A 23,576-nucleotide genomic window follows, 5' to 3' on the forward strand; every position below is an offset into this window, starting at 1 on the left:
CGGGCGGGGTCAGTAGCGCACCTGCTGCACGGCGTCGCCGCGCACCACCTCGACGCTGCGGCCCGTGCCCGCCGGGGAAGCCGGACGGGGCCTGGCTTCCTGTACCGGCGCAGGCCCGGCCAGTTGCGGCAAGGCCTCGCCGGCATATGCCTGGTTCACCGGATCGCGGACCCGCGCCTGCTGCTCGGGCGTCAGCCCGGGACGCGCCGCGAGCACCGGCAGGCGTGGCGGGAACAGCGCGGGGTCAGGTTGCGCCGCATCCTCCGGCGCGCGCAGGGCCATCTGCAGCCGCCCCGACCTGGACGCCAGCAGCAGCTCGTTCACGCGTTCCACGGGCACGGCAAGCACCGCGTTGCGTGCCGCAGGCGAGCCCCGCTGGCCGGCCGCAGGCTTGTCCTCGGAGGCCGATGGACCGTCCACCGAGTTCATGCCATAGGCCAGGACCTTCACCGCGGACTGCAGCAGCCGCGTCTGCGTACCGGCGACCTCGATGCCGCGCTCCACCACGTAGAAAAGGTCGACGCGATCGCCCGGCTGCACGCGGTTCTGCACCCCGCTCAGATCGTCGACCGGAATCGTCACCGCCCGCTCGCCGGGCTGGAGATAGCGGGCCAGCCCGCGCACCAGCAAGGCCTGGGTCACCGGCTGGCCGGCCGCGATGTCGAGGCGGGCAGTCTCGCCCACCAGCCCGTCGACTGCAGGCAGCGCCGCGGCGGGCAGGGTCGGCCATCGCTCGATCTCGAGCGCGGCCGCATCGATGCGCTCGCCCGCGGCAATGGGTCTGGCAGCCACCACCACCGGATAGGTGCGCGGCGGTGGCGCAACCTGCTCCACTGCCGTGACGGGCGGGGGCAGCGGCGCCGGCCGTACCGCGAGACGATAGGCCAGATAACCCAGCACGAGCGCCAGCAGCACGAGTGCCATGGCGGAGATTCTGGCGAGACGACTCATAAGGAAGATTCCTGATTGATCTGTACCGTGGCATGGGCTGCCAGCCGCTGGGGAAACCAGGCGGCGCCCCCGGGAAACAGGGCGGCCGCCTGCTGCGCCAGCGCCAGCAAGGGCCAGCCGCCGGTGTCGTAGGCCACCCGGACCTGGACGCACAGTGGCTGCCCGCCCCACGCATCGCGCCAGGCGCACGACGCGAAAACCGGCGTGCAGCCGATGGCCTGCGGGCCATGGACCTGCGCGAGCAGGCCCGCTTCCTGGCGCACGCCCAGGCAGGCCAGCTGGCCCAGGCGCACCGGGTCGCTTTCGCCGAGCACGCTGGCATGGACGGCGGCCTGCGCACCCTCGCCCGCCGCCTTGGCGAGTTTCTGCTGCGCCCAGAACATGGCGCCGAAGCCGACCAGCCCCACAGCCAGCATCAGCAGCAGCATCACGACGAAGGCGAACTCGATGGCAGCCGCTCCCTGCTGGCGGCTTGCGCCTACACGCTGCATGGGCCGCATCATGCCGCTCCGGGATCCGGCGCGGCGCCGGGCGACGGGCCGCCCAGGCGCACCGAGGCCCGGGCCGACAGCGTGTCGGGCACCAGGCGGGCCATGCCGGGCAGCAGAGGCAGCAGCGGGGTCCGCCTGTAGCCGTAGCGCACGAGCACCTCGATCTGGTCGCCGGCCAGGGGCAGCCCGCTGCATTGGCCATTGCCCTGCAGCACGCCGGACGGGCCGCAGACCGTGACGGCGACGGCGCCCTGCCCCATGCGTCCGATCCACGCGCTCAGGCGCTGGGCCTCGCGCCGCGCGCCCTCTGCCCGCTGCGCCGCGGCACCGGTGCCCGGCCAGCGCAAGGCATGGCGGGCGCCCTCGTCGGCCGCGAGATTCAGCGACTGCTGCGCGGTGAAAATGAATCCGTAAGTCAAAAGGCCGTAGACCACGAGGAAGAACACCAGGAACACCAGGGCGAACTCGACGGCATAAGCGCCAAGCTGGCGGCGGCCAGCGCCAGGCAGCCGGCATAGGGCACCCCGCGCAACGGCGAGCCGGGACGGCGCCAGCGCAGCCACAGCAGCGCCAGGGCGCAGGCGCCGCTGGCCAGCGTGCCCAGCAGCAGCACCCAAAGCCAGGGCACCACGCCGACGGCCAGGCCCAGCACGGCCAGATACTTCACATCGCCGGCGCCCATCACGCGCCGGTTCCACAACGGCAGGAACGCCAGCCCCAGAAGGAAGCCGCCCAGCGCGTCCATGCCCCCCTGCGCGCCCGCCGGCGCCGCGCCCCCGCGCGAGAACGCGAACAGCCATGCGAGCTGCCCCGCGGCGGCCCACACCAGCAGGCGGTTGGGTACGCGGCGCATGCGCAGGTCGCAGGCGGCGACGGCCGCACTGAAGGCGAGGAACGCTATCCACCAGACTTCCTCTTTCGGCAAGGCGCGGCTCCGATGTCGATCACGAGGTCGTGTCGTCGCCGCCCGCTGCGGGCAGCGCGTCGCTGATCGTCTGGAACAGGCCGTCGAGCTGGCCCCCCAGGGTACCCAGCACGGTGACGATCGCGACCGCGATCAGGCCCGCAATCAGCCCGTATTCGATGGCCGTCGCACCGTCTTCGTCGTTCCAGAATTGCTTCAGTTGCGCGTACATAGGACACCTCATTCAAAAGGACAAAAGACGCCGGCCCGAAGGAACCGGCTGGCAGGACCGCCGCAACGGCAGCCCTATCCGTTCGCATGCGCGAACAGGAATCCGGTGATCGCCTACGGCGAGGACACCCCCCGGCGCACCGCGGCATCGATGAGGCCGTCCACGCGCACGGCCAGGCGGGCCCGATAGCGCCGCTGGCTGCGATAAAGCAGCCAGCGCATGGCCGCCAGCACGCCCGCCGCGCCGATGAACGCCGCGTATGGCAGGGCAGTCCCGCCGACCTGCAGATCGTCGTAGGCGCGCGGCGCGGTGCACACCACGATGCCCGCCGCCGCGCCCGTGTAGTGCATGCCGCAAACCGCCACGGCCATCACGCCTGCGGCCAGAAGCCGCTGCCATTCGCGCTGCACGTTGAAAGCCAGCCAGAGCGCCGCAGTGGCGGCAACCACGGCGATGCCCACGGACGCGGCCACCAGGGGCACACGCCATTGGAAGACGGCCGGCATGCGCATGGCGCCGATGCCGATGTAATGCATGATGGCCACGGCCAACCCCGCGAACAGACCGCCGACCAGGCAGCGCGCCAGGGAAAACGGCGCCCTGCCCACATACCAGAAGGCGAATCCGGAGAAAGCGACCGCCATGGCCAGGCTCAGGAGCGTGGGCCAAAGGCCGTAACCCACCTCGAAGGGCATGCGCTGCGCCTGCATGCCGATGAAATGCATGCCCCAGATGCCGACGCCGCCCATGGAGATGGCCGCGATCGCGACATATCCGCCCCAGTTCTCGCCATTGCCTGCGCTGGCGCGAATGCGCGCCACCGCGATCAGTGCGACATAGGCGCCCAGGAAGGCAATGAGGAATGACAGCAGGACCAGGACCTGCCTGAATGCGGGTACGACGATGTCTCCAGGGGCCACGACGGCACGCTCCTGCTTTATCTCCGGTCGGGTATCCGGCATGCGCCGGCACCCGGCCAGGGAAATGCTTTGCCTCGGCATTCAGCGCCAGACTAAATGCAAACGTTTGTTTTGAAATGAGTACAGAGTCTTATCTATTTACACTTGTCTGCCATCAGGGTTTTCCCCGGATTTTCCGGAACAATGCCGGCAAAAATGCAACGCAATATCGTGATTGTGTCGATATCTCCAACGCATTCTTACATAAAAGTGAAATATGAAAGACCGGACTTTTCTATTATTAACATTTATCCATTTTCTGATCAATCAGAAAACAGCGAATAAATAACAAATTGTCGGATCCGGCTATTGCTGGCAATATGCGGCCCACATTAATTCAGGCCGGCAGCACGCAGCCCGGAGACCGCACCCATGACCCCCATACGCCCGAACGCCGCTCCGCGTGCCATGCTGGTGGCCGCGCTGTTCTCCTGTACCGCGGCCTATGCCGACGGGCCGCTGCGCGGCAATCCCGTGGACGCCCTCCCGCCGATCGAGCCGCCGACCGAGTCCCGACCGCCCGCGCCGGCCCTGCAGGTTCTCCCCACTCCGGAACAGCGGGCGCTGCAGGCCCGGCTGGCGCAGACCATCGTGCCGCGCCACTTCGACGTATCCGGCGTCAGGGCAATCCCCTTCGAAGAGGTGGCCGCCTACCTCGGTCCGCTGGCGGGAAAGGAAATCCGCATCGCCGACCTGGTACGGGAAGTCGACAAGATCACCCTGCTTTATCGTGAGCGCGGCTATCCCCTCTCCTTCGCGCTGCTGCAGAACCAGTCGTTCGAGGACGGCCTGGTGGTGGTGACCGTGGTGGAAGGCCACGTCGCCAAGGTGAGCGTCCAGGGCGACATCGGCAATGCGGCGGCCCGGCTGCAGGCGCTGTCCGAGCCGCTCGTCCAGGAAAAGCCGCTGACGCGCGCCACGCTGGAGCGCGTGCTCAACCTCATGCGCACCGTGCCCGGCGTCACGATCGAGCCGGCGCTGGATCTGCCGCGCCGCGCCGACGGCGCCACCGAGCTGGTGCTGCAGGCCAGCCGCAATGCGGTGCGTGCCAACGCCGGGCTGGTGGATCTGGGCAAGGGCATGCAGCCGCTGGTCAACGTCTCGTCCAACAGCCTCACGCCGCTGGGCGAACAGGTCAGGCTCACCAGCAGCGTGCCGCTCAATACCGACGACGTGCGCTATTACGCGGCCGAAGCCCGCGTACCGCTGGGCCGTGACGGGCTGGCACTCAAGGTGGACGGCTATCACTACCGCTCGGAGCCGGAAGACGATGCGCTCGAGTATCTGGGATTCGACCGCAAGGTCGCGAACGACCGCATCGGCGCGGGCCTCAGCTACCCCTTCGTCCTCGACAACCGCCGTTCCCTGACCGGCACGCTGGGCCTGTACGCCGTCAATGGCAAGGACCGCTACACGCTGCGCGACAGCGACCGCTGGCTGCAGCAGAACACCCGGGTCAGGGCCGCCACTGCCGAGCTGCGCTACATCGATGCCCTGCCCACGCGCAGCACCGACATCACGCTGAGCGTATCCAAGGGTTTCGACGCGGCCGGCGCACAGAAGAGCATAGAAAGCAACTACGGGTATTCGGCCACGCCCGACATAGACCTGGATTTCACGCGTTTCAATCTCTCGGCGCGGCAGTCCTTCACCTTGCCGGCCGGCCTGGGCCTGGTGCTGGCCGCCAGCGGCCAGTACAGCGCCGACCGGCTGCCGAGCTCGGAACAGGTGTCGTACGGCAGCTGGCGCTACGCCATGGGCTACCCCCAGGGAGACCAGAGCGGCGACAAGGGCCTCGGCGCCTCGATGGAACTGAACCGGCGCGTCGCCACCGGATGGCGCTACGTGGCCGCCGTGCAGCCGTATGCGCTCGTGGACTACGCGCGCACCTGGTACAACGACCCGGCGCTGCAGGCCCTCAACCGGAGGCACCTGTCTTCGGTGGCGCTGGGGCTGCGGTTCACCGACGACAAGTACTACCTGTTCGACTTCAACATGGCGCAACCCGTGGGATCGCGCCCCTACGACGCCGACCGCGGCCTGCGCTTCAACGCCAACTACTCGGTTTTCTACGACGCGCTCTGAGCATGTCTGCGGGGCGCGCCGGCGCGGTGGGCGCCGTCGTCCCCATCCGCCCACGTAACGTTACATCGGGGTAACGTTACCCGTAACACGCGGGCGATATTCGCAGAAAAATCACATTCGGCAGGGCGGATCTATCGTCCGGATGGGGAATTTGCGCACTTGGCGATTCCTGGCATTTGCCGACAAGCCCCTGATATTCCTGGATTTTTACCCGGCTCCTGACACGCAGGGTGCCCGCCGGCGGCATGGCGGCCGCGAAGTTGGCACGGATTGTGCATGAGTGGGCTGCAACAGGCCGCCAGGACGGCCTGAAATACAACTCACAGGAGCTCGCCATGTTCGACCACACCCAACCCCGTAATGCTTCTCGCCGCCGCGTCGCGCCGCTGACCGCCCTGCTGCTGGCAGCCGCGCTGGCCGGCTGTGGCGGCGGGGGCGGCAGCAGCAGGGTCGCCGGGGGAGACCCGGTCCTGCCGGGCAATCCGCCCGTGATTCCGGTCGATCCGGGCACGCCCGTCAATCCTGGCGATCCGGGCAATCCGGTGAACCCGGAAACCCCCACCGCCGCCGGACCGCTCGAGACCACGCTGGGCAATGCCGGCAATGCCGCGGACAACCTGGTTCCGGCCGGCCTGGGCGATGCGCTGGGCGGCGTGGGTGCGGCGCTGGATCCGAGCGTGGCGCCCGTGGTCGACGCCGTGACCGGCCTGACGCAACAGGTGGGCGCGGCCACCGGCATAGGCGCCCCGGCGGACGGACTGCTGCAGGAGGTCGGCGGCACCGTGGGCAACCTGGGCGACACGCTGGTCGGCACCGGCCTGCCGGGCGGACTGTCGTCCGGCGTGGGGGGATTGGTCGGCGGCGTGGGCGATACGGTGGCCAGCGTGGGCGGCCTGCTCAACGCCGACCCCGCCAACCCCCAGCCGCTGACGCGGGTGCTGGACAACGCCACCGGCGCCGTCGGCGCACTGACTGCGGGCCTGGCCGGCGAAGGCGGCCTGCTGCAGCCGGTCAACCAGCTCGCCGGCAGCCTGACGGGCCAACTGCTGAGTGGCCCCAGCCAGCCCATCCTGGAGCCCGCACTGGGCAATACGGGCGCCGCGCTCGACAACGTGGCCGGCCTGGGCCTGGCCGCGCCGCTGGGCGGCGTCGGAGCCGCGCTCGATCCGGTAGTGAGCCCGGTGGCGGGCTCGGTCACCGACCTCACCCAGAGCGTGGGTGCCCAGACCCGCCTGGGCGAACCCGTCTCGGGCCTGCTTTCCAGCGTCGGCGGTGCGCTGTCCCAGGCCGGCACCCGCCTGCCGGGCAATGACGCGCTGGGCGTAGGCGGCCTGCTTGGAGGCGTCGGCGACGCCGTGACCCATGCAGGCGGCCTGCTGCATGCCGATCCGGCCAACGCCAATCCGCTGGGCGCCGTGCTGGGCAGCGCCACGTCCGGCGTGGCGGCGCTCACCGGCGGGCTGGCAGGGGAAGGCAGCCTGCTGAGCCCCATCACGGGGAACCTGCTTGGCGGCCTCACCGGAGGCGCAGCCGAAGGCGGCCTGCTGGCTCCGGTGGCCGGCCTGCTGGGCGGCGTGGCCGGCGGTGCGCCTCAGGCCGGGACCGGCGCAGCCGGCGGACTCCTGGGCGGCCTGTTGAGCGGCGTCACCGGCACGCTGGGAGGCGCCACGGGCGGATCGACGGGCGGCAACACGGGCGGCACCACGGGTGGCACTACGGGCTCGGCCGGCGGTTCCGGCGGCGCGGCCCAAGGCGGGCTGCTCGGCGGGCTGCTCGGTGGCGTCACCGGCGCCCTCGCCCTGGGCGGCAACGAAGGCACCGGCACCGGAACGGGCGGCGGCCTGCTCGGCGGCTTGCTGGGCGGCCTGACCGGTGGCCTCAGGTAATCGGTTCCCCCATGGCACGGAGCAACTCCATGTTTGAATCCGACCCCATTCCCCTCTGCGATCCCGGGCCCGAGAGGGGTAGCGACGTCCATGCCGGCACCACGCCGATCGCCGACATTTCGGGCCTGATCTGCCGGACCCTGTCGGTGTACCTCTCGGCCAATCAGGCCGCGATGTCGGAAAAGCTCGGCCTCACGCTGGCCGAACTCAAGGCGCTGGAGATCGTGCAGGAATTCGATGCCCTGCCCACCGGGCAACTGGCCCAGCTGCTGGGCATCAGCTGGGGTGGCACGACCGCGCTCATCAACCGGCTGGAAGCGACCGGCTACGTCGAGCGCAGCCGGCATCCGCTGGACCGGCGCGTCATCGTGATACGGCCCGTGGCGGCGCGCTGCGCCGCCCTGGAACGCGAACGCCGGGCGCTGGCCGAAGAGGTCGCGTTCGTGGGCCGCCAGTTCGATGCGCAGCAGCTGCGCGTGGTGCAGTCGTTCCTGGACCAGTGCGCGCGGGCGTTCCGCCACGACACGCAGGCATGGCTGCAGTCGCGCCACGCGCTGGACCTCGACAACTGAAGCCCGGGCGCGCCATCTCCCTGGCGCGCCCCGCACTCATGACTGCGGCGGCTTGCCGAAATCCAGCCGCGGCACCGAGGCCAGCAGGCGCCGGGTCATTTCGTGGCGGGGCTGGGTAAGCACCTCGTGCGCCGGGCCCGACTCGACGATGCGGCCGCCGTGCATCACGGCGATACGGTCGGCGAGGTATTCGACCACCCCGAAATTGTGGGTGATGAACAGGTAGGCGATGCCCAGCTCGGCCTGCAGCTCGCGCAGCAGGTCGAGTATCTGCGCCTGGACCGAGACGTCCAGCGCGGAAGTGGGCTCGTCGCATACCAGCACCCGCGGCTCCACCGCCAGGGCGCGCGCGATGGCGATGCGCTGGCGCTGGCCGCCGGAGAATTCGTGCGGATAGCGCGTGGCGGTGTCGGCCGGCAGGCCGACGCGCTCCAGCAGGTAGCGCACCCGCTCCTGGCGCTGCGTGAGCGACATGCCGGGCCGCAGCGCCGCGATTCCTTCGTCCAGTATCTCGCCCACGCGCATGCGCGGATCGAGCGAGGCGTACGGGTCCTGGAACACGATCTGGATGTGCTGGCGCAGCCGCTGGAGTTCCGACCGCGGCGCCGTCAACAGGTCGCGGCCGTCCAGCAGCGCGCGCCCCGACACCTGCGCGCCTTCGGCCAGGCGCAGCAGGGCCTTGCCCGTGGTGGTCTTGCCGCAACCCGACTCGCCCAGCAGGGCCAGGGTCTCGCCGGCACGCAGCGTGAAGTCCAGGCCGTCGACCGCCCTGACCCAGCTGCGTACCCGGCGCAGCAGGCCGCTGCGCACCGGATAATGCACGCGCAGGTCGCTCACCTCCAGCACCACCGGCCCCGGCTCGGGCGAGGCCACGACGGGCGCCGGGCCGTCGCCGGCCGACAGCCGGCGCCCGCGCTTGGCATAGGTGGGGATGGCCGCGAACAATTCGCGCGCATAGGGATGGCGCGGCGCCTCGAAGAACGCCTGCGCCGGGGCGCTCTCCACGATTTCGCCGGCGCGCATCAGCGCCACGTGATGCGCCACGTTGCGCACCACGGCCAGGTCGTGGGTGATGAGCAGGATGGCCATGCGCAGCTCGCGCTGGATGTCGGCCAGCAGGTCCAGCACCTGGGCCTGCACCGTGACGTCGAGCGCAGTGGTCGGCTCGTCGGCGATGAGCAGGTCCGGCTCGGCGGCCAGCGCGATGGCAATCATCACGCGCTGTTTCTGCCCTCCGGAAAACTGGAAGGGATAGTCGTCGATGCGTCGCGCCGCCTCGTGGATGCCGACCCGCTCCAGCCACTGCACCGCCCGCGCCCGGGCCCGGGCGCCGCGCAGCGGCGTATGCGCGGTGATGGTCTCGACGATCTGGTCGCCCACGCGCATCACGGGATTGAGGCTGGTGGAGGGCTCCTGGAAGATGATGCCGATCCGCCCTCCCCGCACGCCGCGCATCGCGCTTTCGGGCAGCCGGTTCAGGTCGTTGCCGTCCAGGCGCAGCTGCCCGGCAACGATGCGGCCGGCGTCGGGCAGCAGGCGCATCAGCGCCAGCGCCGTCATGCTCTTGCCGCAGCCCGATTCGCCCACCAGCGCGAAGGTCTGGCCCTGCTCGATGGCCAGCCGCAGGCCCTTGACCGCCCGGGTGAAGCCGGACTCGCCGGCCACGTCGACGCTCAGGCCGTCGATCTCCAGCAAGGCGGCGGGATCGCGGCTCATGGCGTGGCTCCGGTGAGCGGCGCGGTGCGCCGCAGGCGACGGGCGCGCGGATCGAAGGCGGCCCGCACCGCATCCGCATACAGGTTGGCCGCCAGCACCAGGGCCAGCATGAACACGAAGGCGGCCAGCAGGTTCCACCAGACCATGGGGTCGCGCGACATCTCGAGCCGGGCCCTGTCGATCATGGAGCCGAAGGAATTCATGCTGGGGTCCACGCCGATGCCCAGGTACGACAGCACGGCCTCGTAGAGCACCAGGCCGGAGAACTCCAGCACCACGGTGATCAGCACGATGTGCATGACGTTGGGCAGAAGGTGCCGGCCCATGATGCGCCAATGCGAGACGCCGAAGGCGCGCGCCGCCTGCACGTACTCGAGCTCGCGCAGCTTGAGCGTCTCGGCGCGCAGCAGCCGGCACAGCCCGGCCCAGCCGGTGAGCCCCAGGATCATGCACAGCAGGAACAGCCGCAGGTCGGCGCGCGCCGCCGACGTGTCGAACAGGTCGGGGTGGGTGTCGATGTAGACCTGCATCATGAGCGCGCAGGCGGCAACCAGCAGCACGCCGGGAATGGAGGTGAGCGTGGTGTAGACATACTGGATCACGTCGTCGACCCGGCCCTTGAAATAGCCCGACGCAATGCCGAAGACGATGGCCGGCGGCAGCATGGCCACGGTGGTGAGGCTGCCGATGACCAGCGCCGTGCGCACGCTCTTGAGCGACTGCCAGAGCACGTCATTGCCCGTGCGGTCGGTGCCCAGGACGTGGTAGCCGCTGGCGAGCCCGGCCACCGCCCCCGCCAGCAGGCACAGCACGGCCACGGTGATCAGCACGGCGCGCCACGGCAGCTCGGTGCGGTCGCGCAGCAGGTCAGCGGCCGCCTTGCGCCAGGAACCGCGCCGCCGGGCGAGCGCCGCGGCCAGCAGCGCGGCAGCCGCCAGTGAGGCCGCGGCGCCTGCGGCCAGCCCGGCAGCCAGCCGGCGCAGGATGTCGCGCGGCGCGTCGGCGGGATCGGCGAGATGCGCGCCCCCACTGCGCAGGCGCGGGAAGTCGCGCACCGGCTTGCCGTCGATCAGCATGGATTCCTTGGTGAACTGGTGCGTGGCCAGCGGTGCGGAGTAAGTCTTTTCGGGACGCGTGAGCACGGTGGCGTCCAGCATCGCATCCAGCGCCGAGCGCACGGCCGGAGCATAGGCCACCGGCGCATCGGCAGGAGCGCCAGGCGCCGCCGGCAGGCGGGGCCGATAGTGCACGGAATCCAGCAGCGCCACCGCCACGAAGGCCAGCAGCACCACGGCGGAGCTCATGGCGGGCGCATCGCGGGCCACCCGGGCCCAGGTGGCCCGCAGCGCAGGGCTGCGGCGCACGTGCCAGGCATAGGCCAGCGCGGCTGCCACCAGCAGGAACAGGGCGACGTCGGTCCAGAGAAACACGAACATGGGCATGGCGGTTACTCGAAGCGCACGCGCGGGTCGACCAGCGTGTACGAAATATCGGCCAGGATCAGGCCCACGATGTAGAGCGCGGAGCCCAGGAACACCATGGCGCGCACGACGGAGAAGTCCTGTGCGTTGATGGCGTCTATGGTGTAGCTGCCCAGGCCCGGGATGCCGAAGAACGATTCCGCGATCAGGCTGCCCATGAACAGCAGCGGGATGGCCGACACGGTGCCGGTGAGTATGGGCAGCATGGCGTTGCGCAGCACGTGGCGGAACAGCACCACGCGCTCCGTGAGCCCCTTGGACCTGGCGGTGCGCACGTAATCCTTGCCGATCTCCTCGAGGAACAGCGTGCGGTAGAAGCGCGCCTCCGGACCGAGCCGCGAGACGATGGCCACCAGCACCGGCAGGGCCAGGAATTTCACCACGTCGAGCCCGCCGGCGTAGCCGGAATAAGGCACCAGGCGCAGCAGCTTGGAAAACAGCCACTGCCCCGCGATGATGTAGAAGAGGCCGGAGATCGACAGCATCACCACGCACAGCACCACGCCCCAGAAATCGAGCCGCGTTGCGCGGAAATACACCAGCACCAGGGCAAAGGCCACGCTGGCAAAGAGGCCCAGCACGAACGTCGGCAGCGCCAGCGCCAGGCTCGGGCCCATGCGGCTGCGGATTTCGCGCCCGATGTCGCGCCCGCCGTCGGAGGCGCCGAACTCCATGACCAGCAGCGGCGCGGAACGCTGGTAGAACACGGTGTCGGTGACGCGCTGCAGGCCCTGCGCCTGTGCGTTGTAGAACAAGGGCTTGTCGTAGCCCCGCTCGACCTTCCAGCGTTCGATCGCTTCCTGGCTGGTGCGCTGGCCGCCGATGGCCAGGCGCGCCATGTCGTCGGGCGTATTGACTGCGAAGAACAGCACGAACGTGAACAGGTTGACCCCGATCAGGATCAGCACGCCGTACAGCAGGCGGCGGACGATATAGGCCGTCATGGACGGGACTCCCCGGAAAGGGCCTGCGCGGCGGACAGGGCAGTCTGCCGTTCGCGGCGGCGCAGCGCCACCACCGAGGGCCAGACGGCAAGCGCCAGCAGCAGGGCCAGCAGCGGCAGCGGCCACCAGACCGGATGGTTCCAGCTGCGCACCTTCTCGACCCGCAGGGCAGGGTCGATCTTCATGTACTGCAGCGTGTTGCGCACCATCTGGGTGGGCTTGGCGTTGCCCACCCATTGCTGGTAGGCGCCGCCCGACAGCGGGAAATAGCCGAACATCCAGGGCGCGTCGCGCTGCACCAGCTCGACCATGCGGGAGATGAGGCGGGTCTTTTCGGGGCCGTCGTCGAGGAACTTCATCTGCTGGAACAGCGCGTCGAACTCGGGGTTGGCGTAGTTGGCCGCGTTCTCCCCGCCGTCGGAAGCCTTGGCGTTGGGGCCGTACAGCAGGAACAGGAAATTCTCGGCGTCGGGATAGTCGGCATTCCAGCCCCACATGAACATCTGCGCCGTGCCGCGCCGCATCTTGTCCTGGAAGCGGTTGTAGTCGGTGGAGCGCACGTCCATCTGGATTCCCAGCTTGGCCAGCTGGCGCCGCATCCAGTCGAACTGGGGGCTGCCTCCTGCGCCGGACATCGCATCGTAGTACAGCACCAGGGGCGCGCCGGTCTGCGCGTTCCTGCCGTGCGGATAGCCGGCCTCGGCCAGCAGGCGGCGGGCTTCGTCCAGGGACTTGCGCACCGGCCTGCCGTCGACCAGGTCGTAGACCGCCGGGTTGTAGCCCTGCGGCGGCGGCGTGTAGCCGGCGATGCCGGGGGGCACGGGCCCGTGCGCCACCTCGGCCTGGCTGTCCTCGAACACCGCCACGTATTCTTCCCAGTCGAAGGCGATGCTGATGGCCTGGCGCAGCTTGCGGTTGCGCTCCTGCTGCGCCGGCGTATCGCCGCGCCCCACCACCGGGTCCAGCCAGTTGAAGCCCAGGTACCAGATCGAGGCCTCCACCGTGGCGGGCAGCTGGATGCCGTGCTCGCGGTAGAGCGAGGCCTTCTCGGCGGAATCTCCTGCCGCCACGCGCATGGCCACGCCGTATTCGCCGCGCTCCACCTGGGGAATGTCGTAGTAGCCCTGGATGAACTTGCCGGACAGCGGCACGGCCTCCTTCTCGATGCTGAAGACCACCTTGTCGATGAAAGGCGTGGGCTTGCCGCAGTCGGCCAGCAGCCCGGCCTCGCGGTCGCCGGGCTCGCCCTCGCAGGGATACGGCTCGCCGTGATAGTTGGGATTGCGTGCCAGCACATGGCGCCGGTTCGGCAGCGACTCGACCAGCATGTAGGGGCCGGTGCCCACCGGCCAGGTATTGAGCGAGAGATCGTGCGCGGCCATGCCGGGCTGGCTGTAGAAGCGGTCGGCCTCCCAGGGCACCGGCGCGGTGAAGGTCATGGCCAGCCAGTACCGGAACTGCGGATACTTGCCGCGCACGCGGATGCGCAGGGTGTGGGCGTCGAGCGCCTGTATGCCGTCGAAGCCGTCGTCCTGGCGCAGGTCCAGCCAGGGCAGGTCGCGCGTGCCGGGCGGCAGGCCCTGGCGCAGGGCCTGGTCGCGCTGGCGCAGCGCATCGCCGTAGGCCTGCATGCCCACGATGTAGTTGGCCATCAGGCCATAGACCGGGGAGACCACGCGCGGGCTCGCCAGGCGGCGCAAGCCGTAGACGTAGTCGTGCGCCGTCAGCTCGCGCGTGCCGGTCTCGGGGAAGTCGGGGATGTAGAAGCGGTCGCGCAGCCCGTCCGGCCCCAGCGGGAAGTACACGTAGCTGCCGTCGGCGCGGCGGGCGAAGGCCGGATGGGGCTGGAAGCGGATGCCGGGGCGGATGCGGATGTCGTAGACGCTCTCGGCCACCTGCTCGCCCGGCGCGTCGGCCGGCAACTCCCTGCCCTGGGCATCGTAGTAGCGCGGCGGATCGATGGCGGAAGCCGTGCGCGGCACCAGCTCGTAGGGCCGCTTCAGGTAGTGATAACCGTAGAGCGGTTCGTAGATGCTGTAGGTGTACGGGGTTTCGTCGCTGGAATAGGAGCTGGCCGGGTCCAGGTACTTCGGCGAACGGCCGGTGAAGGCCGTGTACAGCGTATTCTCGGCCATGGCGCCCGAGGGGTACGGGCTGTTGATGGGGCTCTCGCGGCTGCAGCCGGCTGCCATCAGCAATAGCAGTACCGCCGCCAGATATCTCCGCAAGCCACCGATCATGTAGTTCCCCGTATGTGTGCTGCCGTATGCTGCCGCAAAGCATAGCAAAGGGCGGCTGCCGCCCGAACCCGGGCAAGCCCGGGCGGGCCTCAGTCGCACCGGCGCTGGCGCCAGCAGTCGTAGCGCCACTTCCAGGGTTCGACGGCGCCCGGCTGCGCCCACAGGCCCCGGCCGGCCTCCCGCGCCTGCCTCTGCAGCGCCGGCATGGCCTGGTCGCGCAGATAATCGCCGCGCCGCGCGGTATAGGCCCAGGCGTAGCCCGCCTCCACCTGGGCCCGGTTCGCCGAACTGCCGTCATCCAGCATCAGGGCGCAGACATGGCGTTCGTATTGATCGGTTTCATAGCACCAGGCCGTGACCCGCCTGCCTTCCACCAGCGCGGAAAGATTCCGGCGCGCGGCGGCCGAATGCGGCTGCCCCGGCTGGGCCGAGCCGCTGCCCACCTCGGGCGCATCGATGCTGTCGAGGCGGATGCGGCGATTGCCCTCGGCGGTGCGCAGCGTCACGGTATCGCCGTCGGGCACCTGCGTGACCGTGCCCGCCAGGGTGTAGACGGCGGCCGGCACGCCGCCCCGGGCCTGCGCCGCGCCGGCCGGCGACCCCGTGGCGGCGGGCCGGGAAGCCGGCGCCGCGGATTCGCCCGACGGGCCGCCGGAAGGAAAGTAGCGATGGGCCAGCGCGCCGGCCACGGCGAGCACCAGGGCGCCCAGCGCGCCCCCGGCGCGCCGGACCAGGCGATTGCGCGGCGAACGGCCGCGCGCGGTATGGAAGAGTCCAGGCAAGTACACGTCCCTCGTATGCATGGCAGACCAGGGGCGCAGTTTGCCACAGCAGCGGGTCGGCGCCGGGCCCGGCGTGCGGACGATGTCGCAGGCCGGCGCCTCGGCCGGTGCCGCGCCCGCCAGGGCGCCGCGCCGGCCTCGTCATGTCAGGCCACGGGGGTCAGCACCTGGCGCCGGCTGAACCAGCCGTCCAGGTTGGCCAGCACCAGGTCGGCCATGGCCTGCCGGGTCTCGACGGTGCCGCTGGCGATGTGCGGCAGCAGCACCACCTGGTCCATCGCCAGCAGCTCCGGCGGCACCTGCGGCTCATGCTCGAAGACGTCCAGGCCCGCACCCGCGATGGCGCCTTGCTGCAGCGCCCGCACCAGCGCCGCCTCGTCCACCACCGAACCGCGCGCCACGTTGATCAGGCAGCCGTCGGGCCCCAGCGCCTCGAGCACGCGGCCGTCCACCAGGTGGCGCGTCTGCACTCCGCCGGGCACGGCCAGCACCAGGTAATCGCTGTCGCGCGCCAGTTCGACGATGTCGGGGTAATAGCGGTAGTCGGCCGGCACGTCCTGGCGGGCGCGCCGGTTGTAGTAGCCGATCTGCATGTCGAAGGCCTGGGCGCGGACGGCGATCTGGCGGCCTATGTTGCCCAGCCCCACGATGCCGCAGCGCTTGCCGCTGGTCTTGCGCGCCAGCGGGAAGGCCTCCTCCGGCCAGCGGCCGGCCCGCACGAACCGGTCGGCCTCGCAGACGCGCCTCGAGACGGCCAGGATCAGGGCCAGCGCGGTATCGGCCACGCACGCGTCCAGCACCCCGGGCGTGTTGGTGACCACCACGCCGCGCGCGGTGGCCGCGCTCACGTCGATGGGGTCGTAGCCCACGCCCTGGCTGATGATGGCCTCGAGACTGGGTAGGCTTTCGATCAATTCGCGCGTCGCGCCATAGCGCCCGCTGGTCACGATGGCGCGCACGGCGCGCCCCCGATCCTGCAGAAAGGCCTGGCGGTCCTCGATCTCCCACCAGCGGTGCAGGCGATAGCGGCGGTCGATGTCGTCGATCACCGCGGGCGGAAGCGGTCCGACCATGAGGAGATCGACGTGGCGGGTAGAGGCGTTCGTCATGGCTGGCCTGTAACGGTAGAGGAGCGGCGGCTTACTTCACCTGCAGATTGCGGGCCTTGATGATTTTTCCGTAGCGTTCACGCTCGCTCGCGGCCAGCCCGCTCAATTCCTGCGGCGTGGAGCCATGCGCCACCGCGCCTTGCACGATCAGCTTCTGCCTGATGTCTTCCTCGGCAGCGATCTCGCGGATCACGCGCGACAGCTTCTCGACCACGGGCCCGGGCGTGCCGGCGGGCGCCAGCACCGCAGTCCAGGAGCCGCCCTGCGCATTGCGCACGCCGGCCTCGTCGATGGTGGGCACATCGGGCATGGCGGGCGAGCGCGCCGCGCCGGTCACGGCCAGCGCCCGCAGCTTGCCCGCCTGCACGAAGGACACCGTCTCGAGGATGGAGGCGAACAGCATGTCGACGCGCCCGGCCATCAGGTCGGCCATGGCCGGGCCGCCGCCCTTGTAGGGCACATGCAGCAGCTCCACGCCCGTGGCCTGCTGGAATATCTCGCCGGTCAGGTGCGGCGCGCCGCCCGTGCCTGAGCTGGCGAAGGTGTGCTGGCCCGGCGCTGCTTTGGCCATGGCCACCAGCTCCTGCACGTTGCGGGCCGACACCTTGGGCGAGACCACCAGCACGAATGGCAGGTCGGAGAACAGCGAGACCGGCGCGAAAGCCCGCGCCGGATCGTTCTTCAGGTCATACAGCCAGGGATTGATGGACAACATGCCGGAATTGGCGAACAGCAGCGTATGGCCGTCGGGCTCGGCGCGCGCCACCATGTCGGCCGCGATCTGGCCGGCCGCGCCGGCGCGGTTGTCCACGACCACCGACTGCCCGAGCCGCTGCCCCAGGCGCTCGGCCAGGATGCGCGCGGAGATGTCCGTGCCGCCTCCCGGCGAGAACGGCACCACCAGCGTGACCGGATGCCGCGGGTAGTCGTCCTGGGCCTGGCCGGCCAGGGGCAGGCAGGCCGCCATGACGGCCATCGCCGCGCACAGGCGCACGCGGATGCGGGATCGCTTTTTCGTCTCCATGTCGTCTCCATAATGCTTCTTGGTATGAATGCGGCACCGCTCACGGCAATGCTGGAGTCGCCGCGGGGGCATGGCGACCGAGTATAGGGAGGAAAGCACATCCATACCCGTTCGAGCTATAAATAACATTGCCCAATATAGGAATTGAATCGATGGAACTGCGTCAGCTCGAGTGTTTCGTGGCCGTGGCCGAGGCGCTGCACTTCGGGCGCGCCGCGGCGCGGCTGCGCATGACGCAGCCGCCGCTGAGCCGCCAGATCCAGCTGCTGGAGCAGGAGCTGGGCGTGGTGCTGCTGGAGCGCCACAGCCGCGTGGTAAAGCTCACGGCCGCCGGGCATCGCCTGCTGCGCGACGCGCGCCACCTGCTGGATTTCTCGGCGCGCGCCGCGCTGGTGGCCCGCCGCACTTCCGACGGCGAGATGGGCCATCTCACGCTAGGTTTCACCGCGGTGGCGGCCTACCGGCTGATGCCGACGCTGCTCATGCAGGCGCGCCGCGTCCTGCCGGACGTGGCCATACAGCTGCGCGAGATGGTGTCGGTGGATCTGGGCAGGCTGTTGCTGGCGGGCGAGCTCGATGTGGTCCTGGCTCGCCACGTGCCGCTGCACCAGGGGCTGGAAATGCGGCTCATCGAGCGCGAGCCGCTGATCCTGGCGCTGCCTTCCGGCGCGCCGCTGTGCGACTTCGACACCGTGCCGCTGCGGGCGCTGCACCAGCAGCCTCTGGTGCTGTATGCGCCCAACGAGGGCCAGTACTTCTACGATCGCATCGTGGGCGCGCTGGGGCTGGCAAACGTGTCGCCGCACTATGTGCAGCGCGCCAGCCAGACCCACACACTGCTGGCACTGGTGCGCGCCGGCCTGGGCTACGGCATCGTGCCGGACTCCGCCCGGGAACTGCGCTTCGAGGGCGTGGAATTCCGCCCGATCGCCCAGAAGAACCTGTACGCCGACATCTACCTGGCCTGGCGCAGCCGGCACGACAATCCGGCGCTGGACGCTTTCCTGAACCGCGTGGCCGGGCGCGCGGGCGCGGACGACCCGGCGTTCGCGTCGCCCGGCGCCGCCTCAGGCTTGCCGTAGGCTGCCGTCCACGAGACGCCAGAGCCCCAAGGGGTTGGCCTGCTGCACCGCCGGCGGCAGCAGGGCATCCGGCATGTCCTGGTAGCACACCGGACGCAGGAAGCGGTCGATGGCGGTGGCGCCCACGGAGGTGTACATGGCGTTGGAGGTGGACGGGAACGGCCCCCCGTGCACCATGGCATAGGTCACTTCCACCCCGGTGGGAAAGCCGTTGGCGAGGATGCGTCCGGCCTTGCGTTCCAGCACCGGCAGCAGGCTGCGCGCCGCCTCGTGGTCCTCCGGTTCGATCTGCAGCGTGGCGGTCAGCTGTCCCTCCAGGTGCTCGGCCACCTCGTGCATCTCGGCCGCGTCGCGGGCGCGCACCAGCAGCGAAGCCGGCCCGAAGACCTCCTCTTCCAGTTCCGCCGCCTGCAGCAGCCGCCGCGCGTCCGTGGAATAGAACGCGGCCTGCGCGGCATGGACGCTGCCTGCGGCATCCTGGCCCTGCGCCACCCGCCGCACGCCCTCTGCGCTGTCCAGCCGGGCAATGCCCGCTTTGTAGGCTTCGCAGATGCCCGGCGTGAGCATGGTGCCGGCAGGCTTGGCCTGCAGCGCCTCGGCCACGGCGCGCTCGAAGCGATCGAGGTCCGGCCCGTCGAGGGCCACGAGCAGTCCGGGATTGGTGCACAGCTGGCCCACGCCACCGGTGAGCGATTCGACGAATCCCTGGGCGATGGCTTCGGCGCGCGCCGACAGCGCCCCCGGGAACACGAACACCGGGTTGATGCTGCTCATTTCCGCATAGACGGGAATGGGCTCGGGACGCGCATTAGCGATGCGCACCAGGGCCAGCCCGCCCTGCCGCGAACCGGTGAAACCCACTGCCTTGATGGCGGGATGGGCCACCAGCGCCTCGCCCAGCTTGCGGCCGGCGCCGAAGAGCAGCGAGAACACGCCCTCGGGCAGGCCGCTGGCGCCCACGGCCTGCTGGATGGCGCGGCCCACCAGTTCGGACAGGCCGGGGTGGCCGCTGTGGGCCTTGACGATGACCGGGCAGCCGGCAGCCAGCGCCGAGGCCGTGTCGCCGCCTGCCACCGAGAAGGCCAGCGGGAAATTGCTGGCGCCGAACACGGCCACTGGCCCGAGCGGCATGCGGGCCAGCCGCAGGTCGGCGCGCGGCATGGGCTTGCGCTCGGGCTGAGCCGGATCGATCGTGGCATTCAGGAACAGGCCGTCGCGTACCACCTTGGCGAACAGGCGCAGCTGGCCCACCGTGCGGGCGCGCTCGCCCTCCAGCCGCGCCTGCGGCAAGCCGGTTTCGGCCATGCCGCGGACGACCAGCTCGTCTCCCAGCGCCATGATGTTGTCGGCAATGCTTTCGAGCAGTGCGGCACGCTGCTCCAGCGGCGCGGCGCGATACGGATCGAAGGCGGCCTGCGCCAGCGCGCAGGCGCGATCCACTTCCTCCTGGCCGCCCAGGCCGAACTCGGGCTCGATGGCCTGGTTGCGGGCCGGGTCGAAAGCGCGCTGGGTGCCGAGCTGGCCGCGGACGGCGCTCGCGCCGATGAGCATTTCACCGGTAATGGGCATGGCAGTCTCCTGGTCTGTGGACGCCCCGGCCGCGCAGGGCCCAGGCGGTTCCTGTGGGCACGTCAGTATAGGAATGAACGCGGTGACTGATTCGTTCCAGCCAGAAATAACATGGATCGATACAAGACCGGCATCGACCCGGCGCGCTACAGCCAGCCGGACTTTCGGAAGCGCCAGTACAGGATGCCGCAGGCGGCCGCGATGCCCGCCAGCGTGACCGGGTAGCCCCAGCGCGAGTGCAGCTCGGGCATGTATTCGAAATTCATGCCATAGATGCCGGCCACCGCCGTGGGCACGGCCAGGATGGCGGCCCAGGACGCCAGGCGCCGCGTCGTTTCGTTCTGCTGGGCCTGGGCGATCATCTGGCTGGCCTCGAAGGCGAAGGCCAGCGCCTCGCGCAAGGCGTTGATGAGCTCGTCGACACGCTGCACGCGGTCGGCCACCTCGCCGAAGTAGGGCCGGGCATGGCCGTCGATGGCCGCCATCTCGACGCGCGCGAGGCGCCGGCAGATCTCGGCCATCGGCGAGATGGCGGTGTGGATGCGCAGCAGGTCGCGGCGCTGGCGATACAGGCGGCGGATGTCGGCGTCCTTGGCGCCGCGTATCAGCAGCTTCTGCTCGGCGCCCTCCACCAGCGCTTCCAGGCGGCCTGCCGCCACCACGTAGCGGTCCACGACGAGGTCCAGCAGCTCGGCTGCCACGTGGTCGCTGCCGCGCGCCAGCAGTTCGGGCACGTCTTCCAGATGATTGCGCAGCACGGCATAGGTGGACGAGGCGCCGCGCCGCACCGTGACCAGGAAGCCCTGGCCGATGAGCAGCTGCGTTTCCCCGAACGCGGGCCGCTCGCCTTCGACCTCGACCGTGATCACCACCACGAGCACCACGTTGCCGTAGTCGACGATCTTGGCGCGCCGGTGCGGCGACAGCATTTCGTCGCGCGCCTTCTCGCTGGCGCCCAGTCCGGCGGCCACCTGCGACAGCAGCTCGGGAGCCGGGTTGCGCAGGCCTATCCAGAGCATGCGCTCGGTCTGCCCGGCATACGACGGTATATCTTCGAGCGGCACATCGCAGTGCTTGCGCCCGGCGGCATAGGCCACCGAAGCGATGATGCCGGACTCGCCGGCGTGGGCGTCATGCGTCATGGGGGACTCCGGAGCAGGCGCAAGCGGGATGATAGCGCAGGGGAGTCGGGAGGTCGGGGAGAGAGCATCGTAAGGCCGGGCCGCGGGCAGCGGCCAAGTCGTCGGGCTCGGGCGCGCCATCAGGCGCCCTCGGCCCCCTGCGGGGGCTTCCCCTCCTCCAATTGGCCGCTGCCCGCGGCCCGGCCCCACGATGCGCATGCCACCCGCACGTCCCGGACCGGATCAGGAGAACATGCCGCGCACGCGTTGCGCGACGTCGATGCGCGGGCCTTCGGGCAGCGCGCGCGTGCCGCGGTCGAACGGCAGGTCGGCCGGCCTGGGCAGGTGCTCGAACAGCGGCATGAAGGATTGCGGGATGAACCGGGTGCGCGAGCCGTAGACGTGGCGGTCGCCGAGCCCGGTCTGCTGGTGCACGTAGAAACGCTGCGGCACGATGATCTGCAGGCGTTCGCGCGCGCGGGTCATGGCCACGTAGAGCAGCCGGCGCTCTTCCTCGATCTCGTCCGCAGTGCCGGTGGCCATGTCGGACGGGATGCAGCCATCGACCGCATTGAGCACGTAGACCGCGCGCCACTCCTGGCCCTTGGCCGAATGGATGGTGGACAGGATCATGTAGTCCTCGTCGCGCAGGGGCGCGCCCGATTCCGCGCTGGTGGCGTCCGGCGGATCCAGCGCGAGCTCCGTGAGGAAGCGCTCGCGCGTGGGATAGCCGCTGGCGATGCGGCACAACTGGTCGAGATCCGCCTTGCGCACGCGCGCATCGTCGTACAGGCGCTCGAGCTGGGGCGCATACCAGCGCAGCGCCAGGTCGATGTCGGCCGGCCAGCGCGACTGCGTGGCCCGCAGCGACGCGTAGGTCTGCACCAGCGCGCTCCAGTCTTCGCGCGCGGCGGAGCCGGGCGAGAACTCGCGCAGGGCCGCCAGCGGATCGGCCGCGGCGTCGAGCTGGTCCATCAGCCGGCCTGCCGTGGCCGGCCCGATGCCGGCCACGAGCTGGGCCACGCGAAAGCCCGCCAGGCGCGAGCGCGGGTTCTCGGCCCAGCGCAGCAGCGAGAGCAGGTCTTTCACGTGGGCCGCCTCGAGGAAACGCAGGCCGCCGAACTTGACGAAGGGGATGTTGCGCCGCGTGAGTTCGAGCTCCAGGGCCGCGCTGTGGCTGGATGCGCGGAAGAGCGCTGCCTGCGACTTCAGCGTGGCGCCGGCCTCGCGCTGCGCCAGCACCTGGTCTGCCACCCAGCGCGCCTGGCCCGCCTCGTCGCTGACGGTGACGAGCTCGGGCAGCTGGCTGGAGGCCCGGTCGGTCCAGAGCGCCTTGGCGTGGCGCTCGCGCGCCAGGCCGATCACCGCGTTCGACGCGTCGAGGATGGGCTGGGTGGAGCGGTAGTTGCGCTCCAGCGTTATCACGCGCGCGCCGCCTGCGAACTGGCCGGGGAAATCGAGTATGTTGCGCACGGTGGCGGCGCGGAACGAATAGATGGCCTGCGCGTCGTCGCCCACCACGGTGAGCCCGCGGCCATCGGGCTTCATGGCCAGCAGGATGCTGGCCTGCAGCCGGTTGGTGTCCTGGTATTCGTCGACCAGCACGTGTTCGAAACGGCCGCCGAGGTCGCGGGCGATGCCTGCGTCCTGCATCATCTCGGCCCAATACAGCAGCAGATCGTCGTAGTCGAGCACGTTCTGGTCCTGCTTGGCGGCCACATAGGCGCGGAACAGCTGCCTGAGTTCCGGCTCCCAGTCGGCGCACCAGGGGAAGGACTGGGCCAGGACCTCGCCCAGCGGCGCCTGGCTGTTCACCACCCGCGAATAGATCGCCAGGCAGGTGCCCTTGAGCGGGAAGCGCTTCTGCGTGGCCGAATAGCCCAGCTCGTGGCGCACCATGCCCATCAGGTCTTCGGCGTCGCCGCGGTCGTGCACGGTGAAGGTGTCGGACAGGCCGATGCGGCCCGCGCAATCGCGCAGCAGGCGCGCCCCGATGCTGTGGAACGTGCCGCTCCAGGGCAGCGAAGGCGGGGCGTGGCCCGCCCCGAGATTCATGGTCCGGCGCAGCACCTCGCCCACGCGCCGGTCCATTTCCTGGGCGGCCCGCCGCGAGAACGTGAGCAGCAGCAGGCGTTGCGGGTCGGCCCCGTTGAGGATGAGGTGGGCCACGCGATGCGCCAGCGTGCTGGTCTTGCCCGAACCCGCGCCGGCGATCACCAGCAGTGCCTGTTCGGGGCCCTGCGGGCCGGCGCCGTATTCGGCGGCCTGGCGCTGTTCGGGATTGAGGTCGGCCAGCAGGTCGGCAGGCGGGGAAGGCGCGTCGTGTGGGGGCATGGGTACGGCAGGAGAAGCAGGCGGAAAGGGAATCACGCTACTGTATATTTATACAGAATTTCCCGGCATCGCGCCGCGTCTTCTCCTGTTTTCG

Annotated in this window: 20 protein-coding genes; 4 read left to right on the top strand and 16 right to left on the bottom strand. The window is 70.1% G+C overall.

Annotation, left to right across the window (positions count from 1 at the left end; translation table 11 throughout):
• Positions 1–9: 9 nt before the first annotated feature.
• The 6 genes from cpaB to ACYBYQ_RS14385 all read right to left on the bottom strand — a co-directional run bounded on the left by cpaB (position 10) and on the right by ACYBYQ_RS14385 (position 3,498).
• Entirely contained in the window at positions 10–924 is a 915-nt protein-coding gene (gene cpaB / locus ACYBYQ_RS14360) for a Flp pilus assembly protein CpaB (protein ID WP_459614881.1), read from the bottom strand.
• A 23-nt stretch (positions 925–947) separates the two neighbouring features.
• On the bottom strand, positions 948–1,442 hold the full coding sequence (locus ACYBYQ_RS14365) for a TadE/TadG family type IV pilus assembly protein (RefSeq protein WP_459614882.1): 495 nt from the start codon (positions 1,440–1,442) through the stop codon (positions 948–950).
• 8 nt (positions 1,443–1,450) lie between these two features.
• Positions 1,451–1,897, bottom strand: coding sequence for a TadE/TadG family type IV pilus assembly protein (locus ACYBYQ_RS14370; RefSeq protein WP_459614883.1), 447 nt, complete (start codon positions 1,895–1,897; stop codon positions 1,451–1,453).
• A complete protein-coding gene (locus ACYBYQ_RS14375; RefSeq protein ID WP_459614884.1) occupies positions 1,858–2,367 on the bottom strand; it encodes an A24 family peptidase in 510 nt (169 codons plus the stop codon). The genes ACYBYQ_RS14370 and ACYBYQ_RS14375 overlap by 40 nt, the downstream gene beginning before the upstream one ends.
• A 19-nt stretch (positions 2,368–2,386) precedes the next feature.
• Complete coding sequence (locus ACYBYQ_RS14380) at positions 2,387–2,578, bottom strand: Flp family type IVb pilin (protein ID WP_459614885.1); 192 nt, start codon at positions 2,576–2,578, stop codon at positions 2,387–2,389.
• A gap of 113 nt (positions 2,579–2,691) precedes the next feature.
• Entirely contained in the window at positions 2,692–3,498 is an 807-nt protein-coding gene (locus ACYBYQ_RS14385) for an MHYT domain-containing protein (RefSeq protein WP_459614887.1), read from the bottom strand.
• Between the two features lie 411 nt (positions 3,499–3,909).
• Here ACYBYQ_RS14385 and ACYBYQ_RS14390 point away from each other — a divergent pair, with 411 nt between their 5' ends.
• The 3 genes from ACYBYQ_RS14390 to ACYBYQ_RS14400 all read left to right on the top strand — a co-directional run bounded on the left by ACYBYQ_RS14390 (position 3,910) and on the right by ACYBYQ_RS14400 (position 8,080).
• Entirely contained in the window at positions 3,910–5,622 is a 1,713-nt protein-coding gene (locus ACYBYQ_RS14390; protein ID WP_459614888.1) for a ShlB/FhaC/HecB family hemolysin secretion/activation protein, read from the top strand.
• 335 nt (positions 5,623–5,957) lie between these two features.
• Complete coding sequence (locus ACYBYQ_RS14395) at positions 5,958–7,508, top strand: collagen-like triple helix repeat-containing protein (protein WP_459614890.1); 1,551 nt, start codon at positions 5,958–5,960, stop codon at positions 7,506–7,508.
• A 29-nt stretch (positions 7,509–7,537) separates the two neighbouring features.
• Positions 7,538–8,080 carry a MarR family winged helix-turn-helix transcriptional regulator gene (locus tag ACYBYQ_RS14400; RefSeq protein ID WP_459614891.1) on the top strand — a complete coding sequence of 181 codons (543 nt, stop codon included), beginning with the start codon at positions 7,538–7,540 and terminating at the stop codon, positions 8,078–8,080.
• A gap of 36 nt (positions 8,081–8,116) precedes the next feature.
• On the opposite strand, the gene ACYBYQ_RS14405 is transcribed toward ACYBYQ_RS14400, so the two are convergent.
• The 7 genes from ACYBYQ_RS14405 to ACYBYQ_RS14435 form a co-directional block, all read right to left on the bottom strand.
• Entirely contained in the window at positions 8,117–9,796 is a 1,680-nt protein-coding gene (locus ACYBYQ_RS14405; protein ID WP_459614892.1) for an ABC transporter ATP-binding protein, read from the bottom strand.
• Positions 9,793–11,238 carry an ABC transporter permease gene (locus ACYBYQ_RS14410; RefSeq protein WP_459614893.1) on the bottom strand — a complete coding sequence of 482 codons (1,446 nt, stop codon included), beginning with the start codon at positions 11,236–11,238 and terminating at the stop codon, positions 9,793–9,795. The genes ACYBYQ_RS14405 and ACYBYQ_RS14410 overlap by 4 nt, the downstream gene beginning before the upstream one ends.
• A 5-nt stretch (positions 11,239–11,243) precedes the next feature.
• The gene (locus ACYBYQ_RS14415) at positions 11,244–12,221 is read right to left on the bottom strand and encodes an ABC transporter permease (RefSeq protein ID WP_459614894.1); all 978 of its coding nucleotides are present in this window, start codon (positions 12,219–12,221) and stop codon (positions 11,244–11,246) included.
• Positions 12,218–14,461 carry an ABC transporter substrate-binding protein gene (locus ACYBYQ_RS14420; RefSeq protein WP_459614895.1) on the bottom strand — a complete coding sequence of 748 codons (2,244 nt, stop codon included), beginning with the start codon at positions 14,459–14,461 and terminating at the stop codon, positions 12,218–12,220. The genes ACYBYQ_RS14415 and ACYBYQ_RS14420 overlap by 4 nt, the downstream gene beginning before the upstream one ends.
• Positions 14,462–14,550: 89 nt before the next feature.
• Complete coding sequence (locus ACYBYQ_RS14425; RefSeq protein WP_459614896.1) at positions 14,551–15,243, bottom strand: thermonuclease family protein; 693 nt, start codon at positions 15,241–15,243, stop codon at positions 14,551–14,553.
• A gap of 146 nt (positions 15,244–15,389) precedes the next feature.
• Positions 15,390–16,352, bottom strand: a complete 963-nt coding sequence (locus ACYBYQ_RS14430; RefSeq protein WP_459614898.1) for a 2-hydroxyacid dehydrogenase — start codon at positions 16,350–16,352, stop codon at positions 15,390–15,392.
• A 31-nt stretch (positions 16,353–16,383) separates the two neighbouring features.
• Positions 16,384–17,376 (bottom strand): Bug family tripartite tricarboxylate transporter substrate binding protein, encoded by a 993-nt coding sequence (locus ACYBYQ_RS14435; RefSeq protein WP_459614899.1) that lies wholly within the window; start codon positions 17,374–17,376, stop codon positions 16,384–16,386.
• Between the two features lie 152 nt (positions 17,377–17,528).
• On the opposite strand from ACYBYQ_RS14435, the gene ACYBYQ_RS14440 reads away from it, so the two are divergent.
• Positions 17,529–18,458: a LysR family transcriptional regulator gene (locus ACYBYQ_RS14440; protein WP_459614900.1), complete on the top strand. Its 930-nt coding sequence runs from the start codon at positions 17,529–17,531 to the stop codon at positions 18,456–18,458.
• Here ACYBYQ_RS14440 and ACYBYQ_RS14445 read toward each other — a convergent pair.
• From ACYBYQ_RS14445 to ACYBYQ_RS14455, 3 genes are all read right to left on the bottom strand, one after another.
• A complete protein-coding gene (locus ACYBYQ_RS14445) occupies positions 18,444–20,027 on the bottom strand; it encodes an aldehyde dehydrogenase (NADP(+)) (protein ID WP_459614902.1) in 1,584 nt (527 codons plus the stop codon). The two genes, ACYBYQ_RS14440 and ACYBYQ_RS14445, sit on opposite strands and share 15 nt — an antisense overlap.
• A 146-nt stretch (positions 20,028–20,173) precedes the next feature.
• Complete coding sequence (locus tag ACYBYQ_RS14450) at positions 20,174–21,169, bottom strand: magnesium and cobalt transport protein CorA (protein ID WP_459614903.1); 996 nt, start codon at positions 21,167–21,169, stop codon at positions 20,174–20,176.
• A gap of 222 nt (positions 21,170–21,391) precedes the next feature.
• Positions 21,392–23,482 (bottom strand): ATP-dependent helicase, encoded by a 2,091-nt coding sequence (locus tag ACYBYQ_RS14455; protein WP_459614905.1) that lies wholly within the window; start codon positions 23,480–23,482, stop codon positions 21,392–21,394.
• Between the last annotated feature and the right edge of the window lie 94 nt (positions 23,483–23,576).

This window comes from Bordetella sp. 2513F2, from assembly GCF_054642735.1.

What these genes read in the sequence shown, in the direction of transcription:
- ACYBYQ_RS14445 (WP_459614902.1), bottom strand. Translation starts at nt 20,027, where the DNA reads ATGCCCATTACCGGTGAAATGCTCATCGGCGCGAGCGCCGTCCGCGGC.
- ACYBYQ_RS14435 (WP_459614899.1), bottom strand. Translation starts at nt 17,376, where the DNA reads ATGGAGACGAAAAAGCGATCCCGCATCCGCGTGCGCCTGTGCGCGGCG.
- ACYBYQ_RS14410 (WP_459614893.1), bottom strand. Translation starts at nt 11,238, where the DNA reads ATGCCCATGTTCGTGTTTCTCTGGACCGACGTCGCCCTGTTCCTGCTG.
- ACYBYQ_RS14450 (WP_459614903.1), bottom strand. Translation starts at nt 21,169, where the DNA reads ATGACGCATGACGCCCACGCCGGCGAGTCCGGCATCATCGCTTCGGTG.
- ACYBYQ_RS14415 (WP_459614894.1), bottom strand. Translation starts at nt 12,221, where the DNA reads ATGACGGCCTATATCGTCCGCCGCCTGCTGTACGGCGTGCTGATCCTG.
- ACYBYQ_RS14390 (WP_459614888.1), top strand. Translation starts at nt 3,910, where the DNA reads ATGACCCCCATACGCCCGAACGCCGCTCCGCGTGCCATGCTGGTGGCC.
- ACYBYQ_RS14455 (WP_459614905.1), bottom strand. Translation starts at nt 23,482, where the DNA reads ATGCCCCCACACGACGCGCCTTCCCCGCCTGCCGACCTGCTGGCCGAC.
- ACYBYQ_RS14365 (WP_459614882.1), bottom strand. Translation starts at nt 1,442, where the DNA reads ATGCAGCGTGTAGGCGCAAGCCGCCAGCAGGGAGCGGCTGCCATCGAG.
- ACYBYQ_RS14380 (WP_459614885.1), bottom strand. Translation starts at nt 2,578, where the DNA reads ATGTACGCGCAACTGAAGCAATTCTGGAACGACGAAGACGGTGCGACG.
- ACYBYQ_RS14440 (WP_459614900.1), top strand. Translation starts at nt 17,529, where the DNA reads ATGGAACTGCGTCAGCTCGAGTGTTTCGTGGCCGTGGCCGAGGCGCTG.
- ACYBYQ_RS14395 (WP_459614890.1), top strand. Translation starts at nt 5,958, where the DNA reads ATGTTCGACCACACCCAACCCCGTAATGCTTCTCGCCGCCGCGTCGCG.
- ACYBYQ_RS14430 (WP_459614898.1), bottom strand. Translation starts at nt 16,352, where the DNA reads ATGACGAACGCCTCTACCCGCCACGTCGATCTCCTCATGGTCGGACCG.
- ACYBYQ_RS14405 (WP_459614892.1), bottom strand. Translation starts at nt 9,796, where the DNA reads ATGAGCCGCGATCCCGCCGCCTTGCTGGAGATCGACGGCCTGAGCGTC.
- ACYBYQ_RS14400 (WP_459614891.1), top strand. Translation starts at nt 7,538, where the DNA reads ATGTTTGAATCCGACCCCATTCCCCTCTGCGATCCCGGGCCCGAGAGG.
- cpaB (WP_459614881.1), bottom strand. Translation starts at nt 924, where the DNA reads ATGGCACTCGTGCTGCTGGCGCTCGTGCTGGGTTATCTGGCCTATCGT.
- ACYBYQ_RS14420 (WP_459614895.1), bottom strand. Translation starts at nt 14,461, where the DNA reads ATGATCGGTGGCTTGCGGAGATATCTGGCGGCGGTACTGCTATTGCTG.